Consider the following 22,781-nt stretch of genomic DNA (forward strand, 5'->3'; position numbering starts at 1 on the left):
AACGTCTCACTCAATCAGGGTTGGGCTGCAGGCACATCCCGTAACGGCGGCCTGGCGAATGGCTTCGATCAAGGCCAGGGTGCGTGCGGCATCGGCGGCGCTGACCAGGGGCTCGACTTCACCCCGCGCTACTTTGACAAAGTGCTGCAGTTGCAGGCGCAGGGCTTCATCCGGGGCGAAGGCCTCCTGCTGCATCAGCAAGGGCTGATGCCAACCGGCGCCGGCTTCGGCGTAGTGCCAGCGCTGGAGTTGAGGAATGCTCAAGGCGCCCTCGGTACCGGCCAGCAGGTAACACGGCTGGTCCGCCTGGCGCGGATACACCGGGTTCTCCCCGGAATCCAGCTCCCAGCTCCAAGGCGCCGCCACCGCATCGGATCCGGTGAGGCTGCCCAGGGCACCATTGTCGAACTGCAACAACACCGCCGCGCAATCCTCGTTGGCGTAACCGCGCACTGCGTTGCTGGTCATGGCCTGGACCTGACGCACCTCACCGCACAGGTGGCGTAGCAGGTCGAGGTCGTGGATCAGATTGGTCAGCAACATCCCCGCACCGGCCTCGCGGCGCCAGGGGATATCGAAGTAGCTGGCGGGTTTCTGCAACTGCCAGAGCGCAGTGACCGTGGTCAGTCGACCAAGGGCACCGCTGTGCACCAACTGATGGGCGCGGGCGATCAACGGGTTGTGTCGCCGGTGATGGCCGACCAGCACCGGCACACCGCTGCGCCGCGATGCGGCCACCAACTCACGCACTTCATTCAGATGCACGCCCACGGGTTTCTCCAGCAACACCGGCACACCGGCGGCCAGGCAGTCCAACGCGGTGCGGACATGCAGGTTATTCGGGTTGGCGATGATCACCGCATCAGGGCGCACTTCCTTGAGCAGGGTCTGATGATCGGTGAAATGTGGCACCTGCCATTGAGCGACCATCGTGGCGGCCTGGGGCCCAGGATCGGCCACGGCACAGAGCCGGGCCTCACTCAGGGTCTGGAGGTGCTGATAATGCTGCTGCCCCATATTGCCAACGCCGATCAGGGCAATGCGCAGTGGCGGGTTCAATGGCGAATCCTCTTGTGATTGTTATCGGGACACTGAATTCCAAATATTTAGAACTTAGTTCCAATTTCACACAAGAGACATAAAAAATACTGTCCGGTTACCGAACAGCTTTGTATTCAGCCAATGTTGACACCGCAGCCCCTGAGCCCAATCCGCTCACCACCGTCACACGCTACTGGCGACTCGCAGGGCGGCAGCGATCTCAAGTTCGCTGCCGCCCTGCAGGTCCGTTGCCGTCTGCGGCAACAGCGCCATGGGAAATGTGTCGAGAGACGCGCAGGCTCAGTTGAACAGTTCAGACGCCTGGCTGGCGGCCGACAGCTCTTCGGCAAACTGCAGCAGCAACGGCGCCAGTTCATGCAACCGTGCCAGGGGCAGCCGCGCGCTGGGGCCGGCCACGCTGAGCACGCCCACTACCCGACCATCGATGGGGTGACGCACTACCGCGGCAATCGCCGAGGTGCCCACCGCGGAGCTTTCCTCGACCCAGGCATAACCCTGCTCCCGGGCCAGGCGCAAGCGCTCCAGCAGCTCGATGTTCGAGCGCGGTGCGTTGGGCCCCGGGTCCGGCGGCGTCTCGATAGTCTGGCGTTCGACCAGCGACAAGGCCTCGGCATCGCTCAGGGTGGCGAGCCAGGCATGCCCGGAAGCGGTATAGAACAATGGCGCCTCGCGCCCCATGTCAGGGTCGTAGCGCAGGCCGGAACGGGCGCCCTGGGACTTGGCGATCCAGGTCTGCCGCTCGCCTTCGATCACCCCCAGGCGCACCAGTTCGCCGCACTCCTGGGCCAACCGGTCGAGCACCGGCTGGACAATGTCCGCACCGCTGACGGACAGGTAGCGAAACCCCATGGCCACCAACCGGGTGGACAGTTGGTAGCGCAAGGTGTCCGGGTTCTGCCGCACGTAGCCCAGGCGGACCAGCTCTGCCAACAGGCGATGGGTCGCACTCTTGGGAATCTCCAGCTGCTCCGCCAGGGTCTGCAGTGGCAGCCCGCGGGGATCACCGGTAAGACGTTCGAGAACGCTGAAGACGCGTTCGATTTGACTGCCAGCCATGGTCGGGTCCCGACAAAATTTGGCCGATTCTAGAGGCAACCGACCGGTTGGGGAACTGGTGCAGCGCTGTTCGATTACCGCCCAGAATCAGTGCAACCCGAGCTAAGCACCCTGCACAACACCTTGTGGCAAGGTAGCCGAGCTCGTATATTTTTTGGAATTGCTTTCCACAAAAAAGCAAACGCGACTGACGCCCGAACGCAATTCGCCGGGCATTTTCTGCCCGGCGGCGCTGCCCCCCCACAGCCCGGATCGCCACCTGCTCATTGACTGGGTCGAGCTGTTTCATCCACAGGGAGATTGCCCATGCCGCACGCCATAGATTGCCCCGTTCTGACCCACAGCGGCCTGCACATGCCAAAGCTCGGCCTGGGTACCTGGCCGATGCTCGATAAGGAATGCACCCACGCCGTGGAACAGGCACTGGACCTGGGTTACCGGCACATCGATAGCGCTCAGGCCTACAACAACGAAGATGCCGTAGGCCAGGCCCTGGCCAATACCGGCGTGCCCCGGGAACAGATCCACGTCACCACCAAGGTCTGGTGGGATCAGCTGCAACCCGCAGCCATGCGCCACTCCCTGGAGCGCAGCCTGAAAGCCTTGCGCTGCGACTACGTCGACCTGTTCCACATTCACTGGCCCAGCAGCGACTGGGAGCTGGAACGCAGCATCGAAACCCTGGTCTCGTTCAAGGAACAGGGGCTGGTGCGGCACATTGGCGTGGCCAACTTTCCCCTGGCCCTGCTCCGTCGTGTAACCGAGGGATTGGGTGCACCGCTGTCGGCGATTCAGGTGGAGTACCACGTGCTGCTGGGGCAAAGCGGCCTGCTGGACTACGCCCGCAGCCACGACATGGTGCTGACCGCCTATACGCCGCTGGCGCGAAACAAGGTTTCCCAGGTGGCTGAAATCCAACAGATCGCCGCCAAGCATGGCGTGTTGCCAACCCAGGTGGCGTTGAAATGGTTATTGGACCAGGACCATGTGGCAGCGATTCCCAAGGCCAGCAGCCGGGCCAACCAGCAGGCCAACCTGGAGTCCCTCAAACTGCAACTGGACGATGAGGACCGGGCGTTGATCGCCGGCCTGCCCAAGGACCAGCGCCAGGTCAGCCCGGACTTCGCCCCCGCCTGGGACCATTTCCAGCACTGATCCGACCTGCTGCCTTGCACTCCCCGCAGCCGCTTCTCAGGCGATAGCCGTATCACTGCAGGTTGCTCGGGGTTTATCGCCGCCTGTGCTAGCGACCGCTGGGGCCATGCAGCCCCAGGGAAGTTGCCATCCATGGCCTGGCGCGGGTTCAGAAATCGAAGAACACCGTCTCGCCTTCGCCCTGAATACGGATATCAAAACGATAGGCGCGCTGGCCATTCACTTCGCAAGGAAGGGCCAGCAAGGTCTCCCGACGCGGCGCCTGCTCGATCAGGTTCAGTACTGGACACTGGGCATTGGCCTCCGGCTCATCGGCAAAGTACAAGCGCGTGTGCAGGTGAATGTTGATCCCCCGGGCAAACAGCGACAGGTTGATGTGCGGCGCCATCGGCACCCCGGCGGCGTTGTTCACCACCCCAGGCTTGACGGTGTTCAAGGTCCACTCGCCGGCATCGAAGGTGGTCGCGGTGCGGCCAAAACAGTTGAACGGCTTTTGCGTATCGAACACCGGGTCGTAGACCCCGGCATGGTCGGCCTGCCAGAACTCCAGGAACGAGTCCCGCACCAGGTGGCCATTGCCATCGTAGACGTGGCCCAGCAACAAAATCCGCTCACCCGGCGCCTCGGGCTTGGCCATCTGGTTCCAGATCTCCTCGGGACGGGACGGGTTTCCCGCCGCCGCCAGGGCCAGGCCGATGTGCACGTATGGGCCGGCCGTTTGCGAGGGGGTTTCAGGCAACAATTGAACAGGCATGGCAGGCTCCTCAGCAATTCTCGAAGTGGGTCTTGCGCTGGCCGCGCAGCACGATGTCGAAGCGATAGGCCAGGCAATCCATGGGGTTGGCGTGGCCCATGTCCAGGCGCGCGATCAGGCTCTGTACCGCGTCCGGATTGGCGATGGACTTGACGATCGGGCACAGCGGAATCAGCGGGTCGCCTTCGAAATACAGCTGGGTGATCAGGCGCGTGGCAATCGATGGACCGCTGATGGAGAAGTGAATGTGCGCCGGGCGCCAGTCATTCGGGCCGTTGCGCCATGGGTAGGGACCGGGCTTGACGGTGCGGAAGCTGTAGTAGCCGTCACGGTCGGTGAGGGCCCGGCCGACCCCGCCGAAGTTCGGGTCCAGGGGCGCCAGGTAGCGGTCGTTCTTGTGCCGATAGCGGCCGCCGGCGTTGGCCTGCCACATCTCCACCAGAGTGTGGGGAATCGGCTTGCCGTACTGATCACAGACCCGTCCGGAGACGATGATCCGCTCCCCCACCGGCAAACCGCCGTTGTTGAAGTTGAGCAGCAGGTCGTTATCGAAACGCCCGGTACGCAGGTGGGAAAAATCCGGGCCGCTGGTTTCGCTCGGCGACTGTGGAATGCTCACCAGCGCCTGGCTCGGGGAACGGGCAACGGAGGTCTTGTAGTCGGGGGTCAGGGCCTTGGGGTGCCAATTACGGTCACGAATCACGAAACGACTGCTGTCTGCATCAGACATGTCGATCTCCTGTTGTTTGATTTATGGAGCGCAGCCCGCACAGTTTCAAACAAACCAGGAGGGTGGAAAATTGAAAAGCCACCCAACACACATAACCAAAAGGTTATGGATAGCTGCCCTCGCGATAGGCCAATCCCACTTCCCTGAGCACCTCTACCGCCCATTGTGCTGCCAGGGACAACGGCAGGCTGGCGTTGCTGGAGATGCCCACCGAGCCCCCGGGTTCGCGCAGGCCCAGCTCCAGTTCCAGCAGTTCGCCGTTGGCCAGGTCCAGGCGCACCGCATCCAGGGGAGCGATCCACAGCGCATCGCTGGACAAGGTGTAACGTCGGCTCAGGGCCACCGACAGGGTTTCCAGGCGCTGTCGCGACGGGGCGATGCCACATTGCACGAACAGGCTGTCGGCATGTTTGCGGATACTGGTGCCGGCCAGGGGCAGCACCAGGGGATAGGTACTCACGGCCTCACGATCCAGTGGCCCAACCGCCAGCGGATGCTCGGGGCGAGCGACCAGGGTCAGGGATTCGCTGTACAAATGCTCGAAGCTCAGGCCCTGGATCTCCGGGCTCTCGGTCATGCGCCCCACTACCAGGTCGAGATCGCCGACCCGCAGTTGCGAGAGCAGATAGGCACTGGGACCGGTCACCACACTCACCGTCAGCGCCGAATGCCGCTGGTGCAGGCGCCGCATGACTTCCGGCAGCAACAGGCTTTCCACGGTGGACAACACTCCGATGCGCACCAGCCCGGCCGCATACTCGCCACCACGCAGGCTGCTCACGCCTTCGCGCAGGGCCTGCACCGAGGGCCCGGCATAACGCAGGAACGCCCGGCCGGCCTCGGTCAGGCTGAGCCCGGACTTGCTGCGCACGAACAACCGGGTGTCCAGCAACGCCTCCAGTTCCTTGAGGGTTTTCGACATCGCCGGCTGGCTCACCGCCAACACATCAGCGGCACGGGCCAGACTGCCCTGGCGGGCCATTTCAAGAAAACACACCAAGTGACGGAATTTGATGCGGGTATCGATGTTCAATAGGAGGCCCCGAATGTGTCTGGACCGGATCGATCCGGTGCCGGGCCATGGTAGCGTGCGAAAAAATCCCTGACGACCGGACTGGCGCCGGTCTGAGCCACCAGCAACACTGACCAGCAGAAAAAACGAGGACTCCCCATGCTTTGGAAAAAAGGCCGGCGCAGCGACAACGTCGTGGATGCGCGAGATGACAGTGGCGGCGGTGGCGGCGGCATGCGTTTCGGCGGCGGCAAGGGCTTGAGCCTGACTGCGATCATCCTGATCGTCGGCATTGGCTGGGCTACCGGCCAGGACCCGCTGCAGATCCTCGGGCAACTGATCGGCAAGAGCGGACAGAGCAGCCAGACTTCGGCCCCGGCCACCACCCAGGCGCGCAAGGTACCGCCGGCCGACGACCAACAGGCCGAGTTCGTCCGCGCGATCCTCGGCGACACCGAAGACACCTGGGGCCAGATCTTCCAGCAGGCCGGCAAGCAGTATCAGCCACCCAAGCTGATTCTGTTCCGCGGCCGGGTCAACTCCGCCTGTGGCGCCGCGACTTCGGCCAGCGGGCCCTTCTACTGTCCGGCCGACCGCCAGGTGTATCTGGACATGGACTTCTTCCGGGAAATGGCCCAGCGCTTTTCCGCCGCCGGGGACTTCGCCCAGGCCTATGTGATTGCCCACGAAGTCGGGCACCACGTACAGACCCTGCTAGGGGTCTCGGCGAAAATCCAGGCCGCGCGCCAGCAAGGCCAGAAAATGCAAGGCGATGGCGGCCTGTTGGTGCGTCAGGAATTGCAGGCCGACTGCCTGGCCGGAGTCTGGGCCTATCACGCCCAGCAACGCCTGAACTGGCTGGAGCCCGGGGATGTGGAAGAGGCCCTGAATGCTGCCAATGCCATCGGCGATGACCGCTTGCAGCAGCAAGGCCAGGGCCGAGTGGTGCCGGACTCCTTCACCCATGGCACCTCGGCGCAACGCGTGCGCTGGTTCAAGACTGGCTTCAGCCAGGGCCAGGTCAGCCAGTGCGACACCTTTGCCACCAAGAATCTGTAGATGCGCCGGTTGCTTGCGGTGCTGCTGTGCCTGGGAAGCTTTGCGACCCAGGCCGCGGATCATGGGGTCAAGGTCGTCAGCCCTGAACAAATGGCCCTGGACGCTGGGCAACTGTCGCTGGGCCTGAGCCAGGATTGGCGCCAGCCGCTGCCCGAAGTGCAGCGAGCCTTGATCATCGTCCATGGCCGGCTGCGCAATGCCCAGACTTATCTGCACAGTGGCGAAAGCGCCGCCGAACAGGCTGGGCAAACCGCCACGACGCTGGTGATTGCCCCACAGTTCCTCAATCAGAGCGACATTGCCCGCCATCATTTGCCGGACACACTGCTGCGCTGGAAAGGCAACGACTGGATGGCCGGTGAAGCGGCCACTGGCCCTGTCGCCTTGAGCTCCTATGCTGCGCTGGACGCCATCCTGCAACGGTTGAGCGAGCGCAAACGCTTTCCTGCACTCAAGGAAGTGGTGATTGCCGGTCACTCCGGCGGTGCCCAGGTGGTACAGCGCTATGCCCTGACCACAGGCGCGCATGCCGAGCTGAAACACGCCGGGATCGGCCTGCGCTACGTGATAGCCAATCCTTCGTCGTATGCCTACTTCGATGCCTGGCGGCCGGAGCCCGTCGACCCGACAGCCTGCCCACGCCTCAATGATTGGAAATATGGCCTGAAGCAACTCCCGGCCTATGCCGCCGAGCGCTCACCAGAACGGCTCGAACAAGACTATGCACAACAGGACATCACCTATCTGCTGGGCCAGCAGGACATCGACCCCCATCATCCGGCCCTGGACCGCAGCTGCGCCGCCGAGACCCAGGGCGCCTATCGACTGATTCGTGGTCACAACTACTTCGACTACCTCAAGCGACGTCACCCTCAAGGCTTGCCACAACGCCTGGTGGAGGTGCCTGGGGTTGGGCATGACGGCGACCGGATGTTCACCTCGCCCGAAGGGCAGGCAGCACTGTTCCAGTAGGAGCCGGCTTGCCGGCGAAAGCCCTCAGGCCGAAAGCAACCCACGCAACTGCGCGCAATCCTGCGCATGCCAGTCGGTCAGCTCCGGCCATGGATTGTCCGGCAGGTTCACCAGCACGGTACGGGTTCCCGCTGCACGCCCGCAGTCCAGGTCAAAACGATAATCACCGACCATGACCATTCGCTCCGGTGCCACATCCCAGGCTTGGGCCAACTTCAACAAACCACCGGGATGGGGTTTGGGCGGTGCCTCGTCACGCCCCAGTACATCCGCCTCGGCAAAGCAGTCTGCCAGGCCGATGGCCTCCAGGGTTACGTGGGCCAACTCCCGAGCATTGCGGGTCAGGATGCCCAGCCGATAACCGCGTCCGGCCAGGTCACGTACCAGCTCTACCGCACCCGGCGCCGGGCGTGAACCCAGCGCCAGTTCGCGCTCATGCTGCAACAGCCAGGCGTGCTTGGCCGCGGACTCAGCCGCCGGTAACGCCGCCAGATGCGTGAGGATGTCCTCCTCAGGAGGAATCGACAGTGCCTGACGAATCGCCGCGAAGTCATGCACGGCAATGGTCAGGGTGCCGTCCATGTCGAACACCCAATGTTCTATGTCTGAAAGACTCATGCCCAATCCTTGCGATGACGGATCAACCCTTCCTGAGTCACCGAGGCTACCAGCTGACCGGCACGGTTGAACACGCTGCCCCGGGAAAAGCCTCGGGAATTACCAGCCCAGGGACTGTCCATGGCGTACAGCAGCCAGTCGTCGGCGCGCAGGTTACCGTGGAACCACAGGGCGTGGTCGAGGCTGGCGACTTGCATATCCTTCTGCCACACCGACTTGCCATGCGGCAGCATCGAAGTGGTCAGCAGGCCGAAGTCTGAGGCGTAGGCCAACAGGTACTTGTGCAAAGCCGGACTATCGGCCAAGGCACCATCGGCGCGAAACCAGACGTACTTCACCGGGTCCATCGGCTGTGGGTTGTAGGGATCCTTCTCGGTCACCGGGCGCACTTCGATGGGTTTGGGGCACAGCAGTTTTTCACGCATGTGCTCGGGAATCAGGTGCGCGCGCTGGGTGGTGATTTCCAGCTCGGAAGGCAGGTTTTCCGGCCCCACTACCTGCGGCATGCTGTTCTGGTGCTCGAAGCCTTGTTCGTCGTACTGGAAAGAGGCGCTGCAAGTGAAGATCGGGTTGCCCTTCTGGATCGCCGTCACCCGCCGGGTACTGAAACTGCCACCGTCGCGCACCCGGTCCACCTGGTACACCACCGGCAAGGCGGCATCCCCCGGACGCAGGAAATAACCGTGCATGGAGTGCACATGGCGCGCCTCCTCCACCGTCTGACTGGCCGCGGACAACGACTGGCCGAGCACCTGGCCGCCAAACAGCTGGCGAAAACCGAGGTCCTGGCTGCGACCACGGAACAGGTTTTCTTCGATGGCTTCCAGGGTCAACAGATCGACCAGGTCATCCAACACATGACTCATTCAGACTCTCCTCACACAGAGCAAAACCGCGCAATCTCGGCTGCGGCGGTGACTTCAATTGGGGCCAGCTATCTCGTCGGCACATTCTAAACGTGCGCGCCTGCTATCCATGCAAGGTTTCCAGCCATTGTTCACGGGTAATTCGGTACAGCACATGCTCGCGCAGCGGATGATCGCTGGCGAGGTTCGGATGGGCGAAATCCTCCTCGGCGGCGTGGTGCATGCCGATGGCCTGCATGACCTTCTGCGACGGCAGATTGGCCCGGGTGGTAAAGGCCACTACCTCGTCCAGGGCCAGGCGGTCGAAGCCGCAACGCAAGGCAGTCCAGGCCGCCTCGCTGGCATAACCCAGGCCCCAGTGCTCGCGAGCCAGGCGCCAGGCGATTTCCACTGCCGGGGTGAACGACGCCTCGAAACCGACGACGCCCAGGCCGGTAAAACCGATGAAAGCACCAGTGTCCTTACGCTCGAGGGCCCAGACCCCGAAGCCGTGCTCGGCAAAATGCCCGCGTACCCGCCCGATCAGCGCGGCACTTTCCAGACGACTCAAGGGCGCGGGAAAGTAGCGCATCACCTGTGGATCGGCACACATTGCCGCAAATGCCGGCAAATCGTCGTCGCGCCATTGGCGCAGCAACAGGCGCGCGCTCTCGAGTTGCAATATCGGCTCCATCGGTGCCCTCCGTTTCCATGGGTGCAAGTCTACATCGCTGGTAGGATCGTTTACGGGTTCATCTAAGAAAATGCCATGCCATTGCCACTGATTTATCACGACGACTACAGCCCCGAATTTCCGCCGGAACACCGCTTCCCCATGGATAAGTTCCGCTTGCTGCGCGATCACCTGGTGGACAGCGGCCTGACCCGGGACGCCGACCTGCTGCGCCCGCAACTCTGCCCTCCGGAGGTCCTGGCCCTGGCTCACGACCCCGGCTATATCGAACGCTACATGAGTGGCGAGTTATCCCGGGAAGACCAACGGCGCCTCGGCCTGCCCTGGAGCGAAGCCCTGGCCCGGCGCACCGTGCGCGCCGTCGGCGGTTCACTACTGGCCGCCGAACAGGCACTGGAACATGGCCTGGCCTGCCACTTGGCCGGCGGCACCCATCACGCCCATTACGACTATCCGGCGGGGTTCTGCATCTTCAACGACCTGGCGGTGATCAGCCATTACCTGCTGCAAAGCGGGCGCGTAGGACGAGTGCTGATATTCGACTGCGACGTGCATCAAGGCGATGGCACCGCGCGGATCCTGCAACATACCCCTGATGCGGTGACCGTCTCGTTGCACTGCGAAAAGAACTTCCCTGCGCGCAAGGCCCAGAGCGATTGGGACATCCCTCTGCCGATGGGCATGGGCGACGCCGAATACCTCAACGTGGTGGATGACACCCTCAACTACCTGCTACCCCTGTACCAACCGGACCTGGTGCTGTACGACGCCGGGGTCGACGTGCATCAGGATGATGCCCTGGGCTACCTCAAACTTACCGATGCCGGCGTAGCCGAGCGCGACGAAAGAGTCATGCGCCATTGCCTGGGCCGCGATATCCCGGTGGTCGGCGTGATCGGCGGCGGCTACAGCAAGGACCGCCAGGCCCTGGCCCGTCGCCACGGCATCCTTCACCACAGTGCACAGCGGGTCTGGGAAACGTCAGGGTGCTACTGAGCGCCCTCATCCTTACCCACATCCACTGTGGAACCGCTTGTGGATAACCTGGGAGAAAGCTTCTACAGCCTTTGTTCCACGGGGCCCCGAGGCTATCGCCTGTTTTTTGATCAGTGACATCAGACGGTCATGGAGTTGTGGATCGCTTACCCCCAATCCCTGTGGAACCGCCTGTGGATAACCTGCGTGAAAGGCTCTGGAGCCGTTGTTCTGCAAGGCCTGCAGAACGGTGGATGTTTTTTGATCAGGGGGGCGACGCACCTCCCTAGTGTTTTTCGACACCCACACTGGTTGCCAGATAACGGTTTGCTCGATAAGCCAGGCTGGGGCCGTCAACCTTTTTTGCCCCTCGAAGCTGCGCGTCGTGTCCTTGAGCAAGTCGCTCAACCGCACATCGGTAAACCTCGATGGATCGGCAGGAGCATGACCCAGTCGCACGATCATGTACGTCATGGCACCGTGACGCTGCTCACGACCCTGGACTCTCTTCAGAGACCGTCGACCAGGAATATTGAAATCAACATTGGCATCAGCAGCGGCTGGAGTTTCTCAAGAGGATCCATCGAGAAACACCCAAGCCTCTCCAACTGCACTGGTTCGCCAAAAACTACGCCCCTCACAAGCACCCCACTATGAGAGCGTCGCTGGAAAAACATAAACGCTTGCACATGCATTCCACCCCAACTTCCAGCTAGTGGATGAACATGATCGGGCACTTTTTCCGGAATATCACTGTGTATCTACGTGAGGCTACGGGCTTACAGGCCAATGGGTAAATCATTTAGAGAAATAACACTAGTGATGGGGTAAAAGCCCGCCGGCCTAGACGAAATATCCCCCAAGGCACCATTATGGGAATCTTGATCTATACCAAGGGCGCCAGGCGCCAACATAGACAAGTTACTCAGATATAAAAACCACTCCCCCCCACAACGCCATGATTTATCGAAAATAATTAATTATTAAACCCAACGAATATAACGCCAGTTTCAAGTCTGAGATTACGGCTTGCGGCCAAGATTAAAACACTTGGGAGTCAAGTGGAAAAACATAGACGTAGTGCTGTTCGACTACAGAACACACAGCGGAGCCTCACACAAAAACTGTTGGGTTATGCCGAAGCGATAGGATTGACAGCACTAGATTTTTCTGAATAAAAGCATTAAAAACCCATTGGCAGTGTTGTATCATTTTTCAAAATCCACCATCAGATCCAGATAATACTGCGACCGGATTGTCAGTACTCACTTGAAGCAGGCTCATAACTATGCGGTTCTTAATAACTGGCGGTGCAGGGTATATTGGTTCACACACGTTGCTGGAGTTGCTTCAGGCAGGCCACGAGGCGGTGGTTCTGGATAACCTGTGCAATAGTTCAATGCTCTCGCTACAGCGCGTTCAACAAATAACCGGTGGCACCCCTGTATTTGTTCAAGGTGATGTTTGCGACCGCGCCCTCCTCGATCGTATTTTTTCCCAGTACGAGATTGATGTGGTATTGCACTTCGCTGGTCTGAAAGCCGTCGGAGAGAGCGTAAAACAACCCTTGTCCTACTATCAGAACAACGTTAGTGGCAGCATCACCTTGTGCCAGGCCATGGCCGCAGCAGGCATCTACCGCCTGGTGTTCAGCTCCTCCGCCACAGTGTACGGCGACCCAGTGCAGATACCGATTGTCGAGAGCTGCCCGCTGGGAACACCTACCAACCCCTATGGCACCTCCAAGTTAATGGTAGAGAAGATGCTGCAGGATATGGCAGCCGCTGACCCACGCTGGTCAGTTGCCCTGTTGCGCTACTTCAATCCGGTGGGTGCACACCAGAGTGGACTTCTGGGCGAGGACCCAAACGGCCTGCCGGAAAACCTATTGCCCTACATAAGCCGTGTCGCAGTGGGAAAACTCGAAAGACTTTCCATCTATGGCAACGACTATCCGACCCCCGATGGCACCGGTGTTCGGGACTACATTCATGTAGTTGATCTTGCCAAAGGGCACATAGCAGCCGTGAACTACATTTCCCAGCACACCGGTATCAATGTCTGGAACCTCGGGACCGGGGTGGGTTACTCAGTACTGGAAATGATCCGAGCATTCGAGGAAGCCTCTGGCTGCAGCATTCCCTACACACTCTCCCCACGTCGCCAGGGCGACATTGCACAATGCTGGTCAACCCCGTCCAAGGCACTTCACGATCTGGGCTGGAAGGCAGAACTCGGGTTGAAGGAGATGATGGAGGATACGTGGCGTTGGCAGTCGAATAACCCAGATGGGTACCGGTAGCTTTAAATGAAAAACAGTTGGTTGAAGATGGGCCGGTGGTGCACCCAGGACATGTCTCCAATGTCGTGGGTAGCGCTGTGATTACCACAGACGTGCCAGATTGCGGTTCAGCAGTCATTGATCTCGCAGAAAAGATGCTCTTCATCATCGAGCACCCCGAGCGTCTGGAAAGAATGGGCCAGGAAAGCTATCGCATCGCACAGGAAAAATTTGATGCACAAGAGGTCAATCAACGACTGCTGAACCTGTTGGATATCTGATGATGAATCCCATCGCATGCGTCTCACGCCAATGGCCGACAACTCATCCAGCAGACGCTGTTCCCGAGCATTGCTTACAATAGCCACCCCTCCCATTCTCTAGGCTTTCTGATGTCCCCCTCCTCTACTTCCCACGTCGCGGTTATCGGTGGCGGCCCCGCTGGTCTGATGGCCGCCGAGGTACTGAGCCAGGCTGGAATCCGGGTTGACCTGTACGACGCCATGCCTTCGGTGGGCCGTAAATTCCTCCTGGCCGGAGTCGGTGGCATGAACATCACCCACTCCGAAGCCTACCCGGCCTTTCTCGCCCACTACGCCGAACGGGCACCGTACATCGCCCCGCTGCTGCGCGAATTCGGTGCCGAGGCGCTGTGCCAGTGGATTCATGACCTGGGCATCGAAACCTTTGTCGGCAGCTCCGGGCGGGTGTTTCCCACCGATATGAAGGCTGCGCCGCTGCTGCGCGCCTGGCTCAAGCGCCTGCGAGATACCGGCGTGGTGATCCACACCCGTCACCGCTGGCTGGGCTGGGATGCCGACGGCAGCCTGCGCATCCAGCACGCCGAGGGTGAAAGCGCGATACAGGCAGATGGGGTTCTGCTGGCATTGGGCGGCGGCAGTTGGGCACGCCTGGGTTCCGACGGGGCCTGGCTGCCCTTGCTGGAACAGCGCGGTGTGCAGGTTGCGCCGTTGCAACCGAGCAACTGTGGTTTTGAGGTCAGCGCCTGGAGCGAGTTGCTACGCAGCAAATTCGCCGGGGCTCCACTGAAGAACGTGGCCATCGGCCTTGGCGACGACGTGCCGCGGCTGGGTGAGTGCGTGATCACCGCCAGTGGCATCGAGGGCAGCCTGATCTATGCGCTGTCGGCGCCGATTCGCGATGCGATCAATCAACATGGCCAGGCGACTATTCATATCGACCTGCTGCCGAGCAAACCCCAGGACAAGGTCCTGGCCGCCCTAGCCAAACCTCGCGGCTCACGGTCGATGGCCAAGCACTTGCAGAGCCAGTTAGGTATCGAAGGCGTGAAAGCCGCGTTGCTGCGTGAGCTGACGCCAGCAGCAACCTTCAACGATCCGGCGCTCCTGGCAGCGGCGATCAAGGCACTGCCCTTGACGCTGGTAAAGACCCGCCCGCTGGACGAGGCCATCAGTAGCGCTGGTGGCGTGCCTTTTGAGGCTCTCGACGAAGGCCTGATGCTCCAGCAACTGCCAGGCGTATTTTGCGCGGGGGAAATGCTCGACTGGGAAGCGCCGACCGGCGGCTACCTGCTGACCGCCTGCTTTGCCAGTGGGCGCCGGGCCGGGCTGGGGATGCTGCAGTGGTTGCGCCATAGGCCATAAACAGCTTCGCCGGCAAGCCGGCGAAGGGTTCAACGGGATTTCAGATCAAGGCTTGCGCTTGCGCGGCCCGGTGTTGAACACCGGGACCTTGCGCACCGGCTTCACCGCAGGCGCTTCGGCCACTTCACCGCTGTCCACCCACTTGCCCAGGTTGCGCTTGCCGCCACCAGAGGTTTTCGGCTTCTTGGGTTTCTTCGGCTTCTTGAGTACCTGACCACTGGCGTCGGTTTCCGGTACCCGGTGCTCGGGTTCGAAATCCTGTTCTTCGTGGCGCGTCAGGGTCTGGCGAGTGAGCATCTCGATCGCCGACAGCAGGTTGACCTCGTCAGCACAGACCAGGGAAATCGCCTCGCCGGTGGACCCGGCACGCCCGGTACGACCAATGCGGTGGATGTAGTCCTCGGCCACGATCGGCAAATCGAAGTTGACCACCAGCGGCAGGTCTTCGATGTCCAGGCCGCGGGCCGCCACATCGGTGGCCACCAGGATCTGGATCTCGCTGGCCTTGAACCGGTCCAGGGCGCGCTGGCGAGTGGCCTGGGGCTTGTCGCCGTGGATGCCGTCGGCATTCACGCCCTGGCCCTGGAGTTTTTCTACCAGTGCATCCACGCCGTTACGGGTCTTGGCGAACACCAACACCTGTTTCCAGCGGTTCTTACGCAGCAGGTGACTGAACAGCTCCGGCTTGCGCTTCTTGTCCACCGTCACCACCCATTGCTTGACCGTATTGGCGGCCACGTTGCGCGGGCTGACTTCGATGCTCAGGGGGTCATTGAGCATTTGCCCGGCCAACAGGCGGATGGCATCGGAGAAGGTTGCGGAGAACAGCAGGGTCTGACGCTTTTTCGGCAGGGCGGCATAGATATCCTTGAGCTCCTCGGAGAAGCCCAGGTCGAGCATGCGGTCGGCTTCATCCAGCACCAGAGTCTGTAGCTGGCTGAATTTCACCGCGTTCTGCCGGTACAGGTCCAGCAGGCGGCCCGGAGTTGCCACCAGCAGGTCAATGCCTTTGCGCAGCTTCATCATCTGCGGGTTGATGCTGACCCCGCCGTACACCGCATAGGTGCGCAGCGGCAGGTGCTCGGCGTACTGGCGTACGCTTTCGTGAACCTGCTCGGCCAGCTCGCGGGTCGGCACCAGGATCAGTGCACGCACCGAATTGCTCTCGACCTTCGGCCCTTCCATGGTCAGCAATTGCAACAGCGGCAGGGCGAAACCCGCGGTCTTGCCAGTACCGGTCTGGGCTGCGGCCATCAGGTCGCGACCGGCCAACACCGCTGGAATGGCCTGGGCCTGGACCGGCGTCGGGGTCTGGTAGCCGAGGGTTTCAAGGGCACGCAGCAAGGGTTCGATCAGGCCAAGAGTGGCGAATGTCATGGGGGTACCGTAGGAAAGATTCAGCGCAGGGACGCAATGGGCGGCAGTTTACCTGAATTTCTCGAGGTTGCTCCGACCCTCGCGTTGCCACCCATCCGCGTCAGGAGCCCCTATATCTGCGGTATTGGGCTCGATAAAAACAAGTTCCCTAGGACCGGTACGAAAAGCCCGGCCTGCGATGTACGACGTCGATTCCCCTGCCTATGATCCCCCCGCCGGCACAACTCCTTATCCACATCATCAACGCGGACGCTTCAATGCGCCTGTTCGTAAGGTCTTGCGCCGCGTTGCAACAATCCAGGAATGGTTATGCCGAGCTTCAGATTGAACGCCCTGTCCCGTGCCACCCGCCTTTGGGTCGCCGGCCTGGGGACTGCTGTATTACTGCCACTGAGCGGTCTGGCACTGGCCAGCGAAGAGTCTGCCAATGCCACGCAATCGCGCAGTGAAAACGTGATCAGCGGGCACTTCATCAACATCCAGGCGCTAAACAACAACCCCAACCAGCGCAGCACCAGCGAAGTCGGGACCGAGTTGCTATTGCAGGAAACCGGGATGCGCATTCGCAGCCTGATCCCAGAGCAGAACGACACCTTCAAGGATCTCAAGGTCATGACCGGCCAGCTCGAGGGTCGTGCCCGCTCGCTCAACGCACCGGGAGAAATGATCCTGGTCACCCGTGGCGATGGCAGTTTTATCGCCCTTCTGCCAGACGCCGGCGCGATCATTCGTGGCCACGCCAGTGGCGAACAGTCGATGATCCGCTCTGAAGATCGCCTGGGCCAGCCTGGAGGCGGCAGCGATTCTGAAGAAATCAGCATCGAGGAGACCGTCCACGAGCTGGAAACCCTGAGCGGCCAACGCAGCCTGCAGCTCAACCGCAACGCCCAGGGTGAGACCGTCATCGACGTGTTGGCCGGTTTCTCACAAGTAGCGGTCAACTACATCGGCGATCACGAAGCCTATGCCCTGGGCCAGATCGCGACGGTCAACAGGGCCTTGAAACAATCCCAGGTTCAAGGCGTGCGCCTGCGCCTGGTGGGCACCCAGGTGATTCCCGGCGACTACCCGATTACCGCAAGCTCCGACGGAACCCTGGGCCAGGTCAGCACCCTGTTCGCCGAAGGCATGAAGCGGTACAGCCCGGATCTTGTGGCCGCCTTCGTCAAAGGTACCCCAGGGGTGGACACCGCCTTGGCCTGGGGCTATGTCGGTGGACGCTATACCGTCAATGCCATTAGCTCATCCGCGGCCTTCCGCCACGAGATCGGCCACAACGCCGGGGGCCATCACTGCTCCGATGGCAGCAGCTATAAATTCGGCCACAACAACGGCACCGTCGGCAGCATCTTGTGCGGTAACCACATCGGCTATTACTCCAACCCCGATGTGAAAGACATCCGCGGCGTGCCTGTAGGGGATGCGCGCACCGCCAATATGGCCCGGGTATGGCGCGAAAACGCAGCGAAGATGTCCGCCTATAGCCCTGCCGTCGTGCCCCTGGGCGAAGAGCAGGCGAGCAAGATCCTCGAGCAGAAGATCGACCTGGAGGCAAAACAGTGGCGCTACTTCCCGATCGATGTTGCGCCCGGCACCGAGCGCCTGGTGTTCATGGTCACCAATGGCCAACGTACCGAATACACGGGGAACACCCAGCTGCTGATCAAGTACGGAACCCAACCGAGCCTCAGCGCCTACGACTATCGCTCCCAGGAAAACTCAGGCCCGTCCTTGGCGGTCAACACTCCTCGTGCCGGCCGCTGGTACCTGGCCCTGCGCACGAACAACAATAAAACCGCCTCCGACCTGGTTCTGGAAGGCTTCAGCTATGCGCAGCGGAGTGAAACCGCCCAGGCCCGCTACCTGAAACTGGTAGCCACTTCCTCGGTCGATGGCAAGGACAATGCCAGCGTGGCGGAATTGCTACTGGCCGACGCCAAGGGCCAATCGCTGCCGCGTGACAGCTGGCGCATCCACTCCACCAGCAGTGCCGGAACCGGCCTGGTCATGGGCGACCAGGCCATCGACGGCAACCCCAAGACCTACTGGAGCTCGGCCGCGAACGCACGCTATCCCCATGAAATAATCATTGATCTGGGGGCCGAACGCCGCTTCTCGCAACTGCATTACCTGCCTCGCCAGGACGCGGGCCAAACGGGCAACATCAAGGGCTACCAGGTCTACGGCAGCAACAGCCCGAGCGGCGCCTGGGACTTGCTCGCCGACGGCGAGTTCAACGCTGACAACGAGGTCAAGGCTGCTTCGCTGAAACCTGTGGAAGCGGGTAAATCACCGATAGCCGTAATCAGTGGCAAGACCGAGGCCAATGCCGGCGACAAGATCGTCCTGGACGCCTCCGCCTCCAGCGATCCGCAAGGCAATGCCCTGAGCTTCGCCTGGGAAGCGTCGCCCAAGCTGGACTTCAGCTTCGACGGTTCAAGCGTGTCGTTTATCGCGCCAGAGCTGGCTGAAGATACTCGCTATCGTTTCACCCTGACCCTGAGCAACGGCAAGCTGAGCAGTACCCGGACCCACGAAATACGGGTCAAGGGCAAGGCCGCCACCAGCAGCTGCAAGGCTGAGTGGAAAGTCGGCGGAATCTACGTGACCAACGATGTGGTGCAGTGGAAAAGTCGTCAGTACCAGGCTCGTTGGTGGACTTCAGGCAGCGAACCGGGCAACCCAGCCTTCACCGGCCCTGATGGCGGCGGCAAGGTTTGGCGCGACCTCGGCCCCTGCCAGGGCGGCGGGGATAAACCGACCGAGCCACCGGTGGAAACGCTCAAGCCTCCCGTAGCGATCATTGGCGGCGCAACCGAGGCCAAGCCTGGTGAGATGGTCTACCTCAACGCGACGGCCTCCAGTGACCCGGCCGGCCTGAACCTGAGCTACAGCTGGAAAGTCAGCCCCAGCGTCGGTTTCGAAGCCGCGGGCACCCTGATGAAGTTCGTCGCCCCGAAAGTCGACCAGGACGTCATCTACCGGGTCAGCCTAACGGTGAGCAACGGCAAGCAGAGTGCGACTCGCGAGCATAACGTCAAGGTCATGGCCGATGCCCCCGCAGTGGTCAAGCCACCCGTGGCGGCCATCAGCGGTGCTGTCCAGGCCAAGGGCGGCGAGTCGGTCATCCTGGACGCCTCCGGTTCCAGCGATCCGGCCGGGCTGGCCTTGAGCTACCGCTGGAGCGTGACCCCCAACGTGGCCTTCCAGGCTTCGGGAGCCAAGCTGAGTTTCATCGCCCCCAAGCAGGACAAGGACACCAGCTACCGCTTCAGCCTGACCCTGGACAACGGCAAGCACAGCGTGATCCGGGACCACAGCGTAATGGTGCTGGCCGAAGAGCCGATTCCGCCAGCGGGATGCCAGGGTCCCTGGAGCGCAGGCGCGATCTATGTGACAGGTAACAAGGTCAGCCACGACGGGCGCTACTACATCGCACGCTGGTGGACCCGTGGCACTCAACCGAACAGCAGCACCGTCGGCCCGGACAACAGCGGCAAGGTCTGGCGCGACGGCGGTCCTTGCAACTGAAGACACCTGACGAGCGATCCCAGGATCGCTCGCCAGTCCCGAAAACCTGACGCTGAGGCAAGGGGCCGGAACACTGGCACGCCCACTTGACTGCTGCTGGCAATTGATCCGCCCTCCTCAAGGCGCGCCAGGCATGGCGCGCCCCTTCTTCAGCAGCCCCTGGCAAACAGGCTGCGGCTCGCCAAGATAAACCTCGCTCGCCTCCAACCCTGATTCGCATTAATCTCACGCTCGCCACCCCGGCACGTTCGCCAGCGGCGCACGAATACTTTCCGACGGAGATTTCAATGCTCAAGACTGCCCTGTCCGCATGGATGCTAGCGGGCCTTTCAATCGCCAGTGCGCAGGCCGCCGAGAGCATCGGTTTCCGCGAAATCGAGCTGGCCCAGTCACCCGACAACCGAGCACTGCATGTCGCCCTCTGGTACCCGACGGCCACCACTGAGCCCGTTGTCTCGACCGGGGAAAACCAGGTGTTCTATGGGGTACCGGCCATCCGCGATGCACCGCTTACCCAGCAGCCACATCCTTTAGTGGTCCTGTCCCATGGTTATCGCGGCAATTGGCGAAACCTCAGCTGGCTGGCGGCGGACCTGGTGCGCCAGGGATATGTGGTCGCCGCCCCCAACCACCCGGGCACAACCACGTTCGACACACGCCCGGAAGAGGCGGCAAGACTCTGGGAACGCCCCCGCGATCTCAGCCGAGTCATCGACCAGTTGACCCAGAACCCAGCCCTGGCTGGCCCTGTCCAAGGTGATCGGATCGCGGCCATCGGCCACTCGCTGGGAGGCTGGACCGTCACCGCGCTGGCCGGCGCACGCTACAGTGCGCAACGTTTGCAGGAGGAATGCCAGCTGCACCCGAACCCGAGGATCTGCGGCTTGGCCCCCGAAATGGGCATAGTCCCTGAACAGCAATCGCTCCTTGGCCAGGACCTGCGGGATCCACGGGTCAAGGCCTTCGTCTCGCTCGACCTGGGGTTCGCCCGTGGCTTCACTGCACAGAGCCTGGCGAGCATCGAGCACCCGCTACTGGTCCTGGGTGCAGGGGTTGATATCAATGGTGACCTGCCGTTCCAGATGGAGTCGGCCCACCTGGCCGCCCAGCTCCCTCAGGACCGGGTGAACAGTGAGAAAATCGCCGACGCCAGCCACTTCAGCTTCATGCAGAACTGCAAGCCGGGGGCCGTCGCTCTTCTCAAGAAAGAGGCGCCGGGTGACGAAATCATCTGCCAGGACGGTGACGGGCGCAGCCGCGAGGCGATTCACCAGCAGGTCGCCGACACCGTCAGCGCCTTCCTGGCCAAGGCAATCCCGCCGCAATAATCGGCCCAGCACCTGACCCGAGCGGGTCAGGCGCTTTCCTGGACTACCACTTTCGACTTGGACTTGCGCCACTGGGGCAGGCCGATCAGCACCACCGCGCTGATGATCACCACCATGGCCACGGCCTCTTCGATGCCGATGGTTTCGCCGATAAACACGATGCCCAGCAGCACCGCGACAGCCGGGTTGACGTAGGCGTAGCTGGTAGCCGCGGCCGGACGCACATGCTTGAGCAGGTACATGTAGGCATTGAATGCGATGATCGAGCCGAAGCCGATCAGGTAGAACAGGGCCAACCAGCCTTCCAGCGGCGGTACCGCTTCCAGGCGCTCACCACTCAGGGCGCTGCCAATCAGCAGCACCACGCCACCCACCAGCATCTCCGCGGCGCTGGCCATGGCGCCCTGGGGCAGTGGCAGGTGCTTGCTCCATACCGAACCGAAGGCCCAGGCTGCCGCGGCGAACAGCAACAAGCCCGCGCCCAGTGGACTGGACTGCAGGTTGGAACCCAGGTTGAGCATGCCGATGCCAATCATCCCGAGCATGATCCCGGCCCACTCCAGGCGGGTGTTGCGTGCGCCCCAGAAATAACCACAGAGCAAGGTGAACAAAGGCACGGTGGCCACTGCCAATGCGGCGACCCCGGAGGTGACACCGCTGTGCTCAGCCACGGTCACTGCACCATTGCCGCAGCTAAGCAGCAAAATGCCAATCATGCCCGCCGCCTTCCACTGCGCCCAGGTCGGTGCCGGTACTCCGCGCCAGCGCAGGAAGGCGTACATCAGGCCACCGGCGATCACGAAACGGATGCCCCCCAGCATCAACGGAGGCCAGTACTCGACACCAATCCGGATCACCAGGTAGGTCGAGCCCCAGATCACGTACAGAGCAAAGAAGGCAGCAATCAGGGGCAGCGGAAAACGACTTTGGCCAGGCATGGGAACGGCTCGAAGGCAGGCATGAGGGGAGATCTATTCTAAAAAGCCGGTCAACGGAAATTAAGTTACAAAACCTGTTTATAAGACCCATACACTTTTCAAAACATGGAGATCAAGGCTATATACCGTGCTTTCGAAAGTCAGCCTGGGTTTGGGAGTTTTCCATGGACAAGTACGACCGCATGCTCCTCGCCGCGCTGCTGGAAAACGGCCGGGCGAGTTATGCCGAGCTGGCCCGCAAGGTCAATCTTTCGGCGCCGGCGGTGGCCGAGCGCGTGGCCAAGCTCGAAGCCGGCGGAGTGATCACCGGCTACCAGGCCAAGGTCGACATGAGCAAGCTGGGGCTGCCGATCCAGTGCGTGATAGAACTGCGCCTGGCCCAGCATGGCAACCAGAAGGCCTATGACGAACTGGTTCGGATTCCACAGCTCACCGAATGCCACCGGGTCACCGGCGATCCCTGCGTAATCATGCAAGCGGCGGTGGGCTCGATGCCGGAACTGGAGGAGTTGATCAACCGTGTGGCCCAGTTCGGTTTCAGCAAGACCTCTATCGTGCTGTCCAGTGCCATCGAGCGGCGCGTGCCCTTGGGACAGCTGGAGAACCTCGATAAATGATCCGCCCCGGCTCACCACCGGCGCCCCTCTTACCCCCAATCCTTGGGGAGCCGCCTGTGGATAACCTGAGCAAAAGCCTCTGCAGCCTTGAGCACGCAAGACCTCCAGAGAACTGGCTATTTTTTGATCAGCCGTAACCGTAGAAACCTGAC

20 protein-coding genes and 1 pseudogene are annotated in these 22,781 nt (G+C 61.6%); 11 read left to right on the forward strand and 10 right to left on the reverse strand.

From position 1 onward, the window contains the following. Positions 1-6: 6 nt before the first annotated feature. Together GV819_RS12935 and GV819_RS12940 are read right to left on the reverse strand one after the other, a co-directional pair. On the reverse strand, positions 7-1,059 hold the full coding sequence (locus GV819_RS12935; RefSeq protein WP_161756479.1) for a Gfo/Idh/MocA family protein: 1,053 nt from the start codon (positions 1,057-1,059) through the stop codon (positions 7-9). Between the two features lie 282 nt (positions 1,060-1,341). Continuing rightward, positions 1,342-2,118, reverse strand: coding sequence for an IclR family transcriptional regulator (locus GV819_RS12940; RefSeq protein ID WP_161756480.1), 777 nt, complete (start codon positions 2,116-2,118; stop codon positions 1,342-1,344). Positions 2,119-2,424: 306 nt separating this feature from the next. Here GV819_RS12940 and GV819_RS12945 point away from each other — a divergent pair, with 306 nt between their 5' ends. Further along, positions 2,425-3,273 (forward strand): aldo/keto reductase, encoded by an 849-nt coding sequence (locus GV819_RS12945; protein WP_161756481.1) that lies wholly within the window; start codon positions 2,425-2,427, stop codon positions 3,271-3,273. 148 nt (positions 3,274-3,421) lie between these two features. Here GV819_RS12945 and pcaG read toward each other — a convergent pair whose 3' ends face one another. The 3 genes from pcaG to pcaQ all read right to left on the reverse strand — a co-directional run bounded on the left by pcaG (position 3,422) and on the right by pcaQ (position 5,790). Then, positions 3,422-4,027: a protocatechuate 3,4-dioxygenase subunit alpha gene (gene pcaG / locus GV819_RS12950; RefSeq protein ID WP_161756482.1), complete on the reverse strand. Its 606-nt coding sequence runs from the start codon at positions 4,025-4,027 to the stop codon at positions 3,422-3,424. A gap of 10 nt (positions 4,028-4,037) precedes the next feature. After that, complete coding sequence (gene pcaH, locus GV819_RS12955; RefSeq protein WP_161756483.1) at positions 4,038-4,757, reverse strand: protocatechuate 3,4-dioxygenase subunit beta; 720 nt, start codon at positions 4,755-4,757, stop codon at positions 4,038-4,040. A 103-nt stretch (positions 4,758-4,860) separates the two neighbouring features. Then, positions 4,861-5,790: a pca operon transcription factor PcaQ gene (gene pcaQ / locus GV819_RS12960; protein ID WP_161756484.1), complete on the reverse strand. Its 930-nt coding sequence runs from the start codon at positions 5,788-5,790 to the stop codon at positions 4,861-4,863. A 138-nt stretch (positions 5,791-5,928) separates the two neighbouring features. On the opposite strand from pcaQ, the gene ypfJ reads away from it, so the two are divergent. Next, entirely contained in the window at positions 5,929-6,828 is a 900-nt protein-coding gene (ypfJ, locus tag GV819_RS12965; protein ID WP_161756485.1) for a KPN_02809 family neutral zinc metallopeptidase, read from the forward strand. Beyond that, entirely contained in the window at positions 6,829-7,800 is a 972-nt protein-coding gene (locus GV819_RS12970) for an alpha/beta hydrolase (protein ID WP_161756486.1), read from the forward strand. Positions 7,801-7,824: 24 nt separating this feature from the next. Here the strand turns inward: GV819_RS12970 and GV819_RS12975 are convergent, their stop codons facing one another. From GV819_RS12975 to GV819_RS12985, 3 genes are all read right to left on the reverse strand, one after another. Then, a complete protein-coding gene (locus GV819_RS12975; protein WP_161756487.1) occupies positions 7,825-8,418 on the reverse strand; it encodes an HAD family hydrolase in 594 nt (197 codons plus the stop codon). Continuing rightward, entirely contained in the window at positions 8,415-9,284 is an 870-nt protein-coding gene (gene tesB, locus GV819_RS12980; RefSeq protein ID WP_161756488.1) for an acyl-CoA thioesterase II, read from the reverse strand. The genes GV819_RS12975 and tesB overlap by 4 nt, the downstream gene beginning before the upstream one ends. A 103-nt stretch (positions 9,285-9,387) precedes the next feature. Then, positions 9,388-9,957 carry a GNAT family N-acetyltransferase gene (locus GV819_RS12985; RefSeq protein ID WP_161756489.1) on the reverse strand — a complete coding sequence of 190 codons (570 nt, stop codon included), beginning with the start codon at positions 9,955-9,957 and terminating at the stop codon, positions 9,388-9,390. Positions 9,958-10,032: 75 nt separating this feature from the next. Between GV819_RS12985 and GV819_RS12990 the strand changes: the two genes are divergently transcribed. From GV819_RS12990 to GV819_RS13005, 5 genes and pseudogenes are all read left to right on the forward strand, one after another. Then, positions 10,033-10,953 carry a histone deacetylase family protein gene (locus GV819_RS12990; RefSeq protein WP_161756490.1) on the forward strand — a complete coding sequence of 307 codons (921 nt, stop codon included), beginning with the start codon at positions 10,033-10,035 and terminating at the stop codon, positions 10,951-10,953. A 303-nt stretch (positions 10,954-11,256) separates the two neighbouring features. Next, positions 11,257-11,708, forward strand: a pseudogene (locus GV819_RS33180) (hypothetical protein); the annotation flags it as partial. 512 nt (positions 11,709-12,220) lie between these two features. Beyond that, a complete protein-coding gene (gene galE, locus GV819_RS12995; protein ID WP_161756491.1) occupies positions 12,221-13,234 on the forward strand; it encodes a UDP-glucose 4-epimerase GalE in 1,014 nt (337 codons plus the stop codon). A gap of 17 nt (positions 13,235-13,251) precedes the next feature. Next, positions 13,252-13,494: a glycosyltransferase family 4 protein gene (locus tag GV819_RS13000; RefSeq protein ID WP_161756492.1), complete on the forward strand. Its 243-nt coding sequence runs from the start codon at positions 13,252-13,254 to the stop codon at positions 13,492-13,494. A gap of 111 nt (positions 13,495-13,605) precedes the next feature. After that, positions 13,606-14,838 carry a TIGR03862 family flavoprotein gene (locus GV819_RS13005; protein ID WP_161756493.1) on the forward strand — a complete coding sequence of 411 codons (1,233 nt, stop codon included), beginning with the start codon at positions 13,606-13,608 and terminating at the stop codon, positions 14,836-14,838. Positions 14,839-14,883: 45 nt separating this feature from the next. Here GV819_RS13005 and GV819_RS13010 read toward each other — a convergent pair whose 3' ends face one another. Further along, positions 14,884-16,215 (reverse strand): DEAD/DEAH box helicase, encoded by a 1,332-nt coding sequence (locus tag GV819_RS13010; RefSeq protein ID WP_161756494.1) that lies wholly within the window; start codon positions 16,213-16,215, stop codon positions 14,884-14,886. A 309-nt stretch (positions 16,216-16,524) separates the two neighbouring features. On the opposite strand from GV819_RS13010, the gene GV819_RS13015 reads away from it, so the two are divergent. Next, a complete protein-coding gene (locus GV819_RS13015) occupies positions 16,525-19,746 on the forward strand; it encodes a discoidin domain-containing protein (protein WP_256667481.1) in 3,222 nt (1,073 codons plus the stop codon). A gap of 287 nt (positions 19,747-20,033) precedes the next feature. Then, entirely contained in the window at positions 20,034-21,074 is a 1,041-nt protein-coding gene (locus GV819_RS13020; RefSeq protein WP_161756495.1) for an alpha/beta hydrolase family protein, read from the forward strand. Between the two features lie 26 nt (positions 21,075-21,100). On the opposite strand, the gene yedA is transcribed toward GV819_RS13020, so the two are convergent. Further along, positions 21,101-22,012, reverse strand: a complete 912-nt coding sequence (yedA, locus tag GV819_RS13025) for a drug/metabolite exporter YedA (RefSeq protein WP_161756496.1) — start codon at positions 22,010-22,012, stop codon at positions 21,101-21,103. A 164-nt stretch (positions 22,013-22,176) separates the two neighbouring features. Here yedA and GV819_RS13030 point away from each other — a divergent pair, with 164 nt between their 5' ends. Next, positions 22,177-22,629, forward strand: coding sequence for an Lrp/AsnC family transcriptional regulator (locus tag GV819_RS13030; protein ID WP_161756497.1), 453 nt, complete (start codon positions 22,177-22,179; stop codon positions 22,627-22,629). The last annotated feature ends 152 nt before the right edge of the window (positions 22,630-22,781 follow it).

The organism is Pseudomonas sp. Fl5BN2, from assembly GCF_009908205.1.
In the GTDB taxonomy this organism is placed as follows: domain Bacteria; phylum Pseudomonadota; class Gammaproteobacteria; order Pseudomonadales; family Pseudomonadaceae; genus Aquipseudomonas.

Bases quoted from the DNA above. Each gene is read 5' to 3' on its own strand.
- tesB (WP_161756488.1), bottom strand. From the start codon at position 9,284: ATGAGTCATGTGTTGGATGACCTGGTCGATCTGTTGACCCTGGAAGCC.
- pcaH (WP_161756483.1), bottom strand. From the start codon at position 4,757: ATGTCTGATGCAGACAGCAGTCGTTTCGTGATTCGTGACCGTAATTGG.
- GV819_RS13020 (WP_161756495.1), top strand. From the start codon at position 20,034: ATGCTCAAGACTGCCCTGTCCGCATGGATGCTAGCGGGCCTTTCAATC.
- ypfJ (WP_161756485.1), top strand. From the start codon at position 5,929: ATGCTTTGGAAAAAAGGCCGGCGCAGCGACAACGTCGTGGATGCGCGA.
- yedA (WP_161756496.1), bottom strand. From the start codon at position 22,012: ATGCCTGGCCAAAGTCGTTTTCCGCTGCCCCTGATTGCTGCCTTCTTT.
- galE (WP_161756491.1), top strand. From the start codon at position 12,221: ATGCGGTTCTTAATAACTGGCGGTGCAGGGTATATTGGTTCACACACG.
- GV819_RS12970 (WP_161756486.1), top strand. From the start codon at position 6,829: ATGCGCCGGTTGCTTGCGGTGCTGCTGTGCCTGGGAAGCTTTGCGACC.
- GV819_RS13005 (WP_161756493.1), top strand. From the start codon at position 13,606: ATGTCCCCCTCCTCTACTTCCCACGTCGCGGTTATCGGTGGCGGCCCC.
- GV819_RS12985 (WP_161756489.1), bottom strand. From the start codon at position 9,957: ATGGAGCCGATATTGCAACTCGAGAGCGCGCGCCTGTTGCTGCGCCAA.
- GV819_RS13010 (WP_161756494.1), bottom strand. From the start codon at position 16,215: ATGACATTCGCCACTCTTGGCCTGATCGAACCCTTGCTGCGTGCCCTT.
- GV819_RS12990 (WP_161756490.1), top strand. From the start codon at position 10,033: ATGCCATTGCCACTGATTTATCACGACGACTACAGCCCCGAATTTCCG.
- GV819_RS12945 (WP_161756481.1), top strand. From the start codon at position 2,425: ATGCCGCACGCCATAGATTGCCCCGTTCTGACCCACAGCGGCCTGCAC.
- GV819_RS12940 (WP_161756480.1), bottom strand. From the start codon at position 2,118: ATGGCTGGCAGTCAAATCGAACGCGTCTTCAGCGTTCTCGAACGTCTT.
- GV819_RS13015 (WP_256667481.1), top strand. From the start codon at position 16,525: ATGCCGAGCTTCAGATTGAACGCCCTGTCCCGTGCCACCCGCCTTTGG.
- GV819_RS12975 (WP_161756487.1), bottom strand. From the start codon at position 8,418: ATGAGTCTTTCAGACATAGAACATTGGGTGTTCGACATGGACGGCACC.
- GV819_RS13030 (WP_161756497.1), top strand. From the start codon at position 22,177: ATGGACAAGTACGACCGCATGCTCCTCGCCGCGCTGCTGGAAAACGGC.
- pcaG (WP_161756482.1), bottom strand. From the start codon at position 4,027: ATGCCTGTTCAATTGTTGCCTGAAACCCCCTCGCAAACGGCCGGCCCA.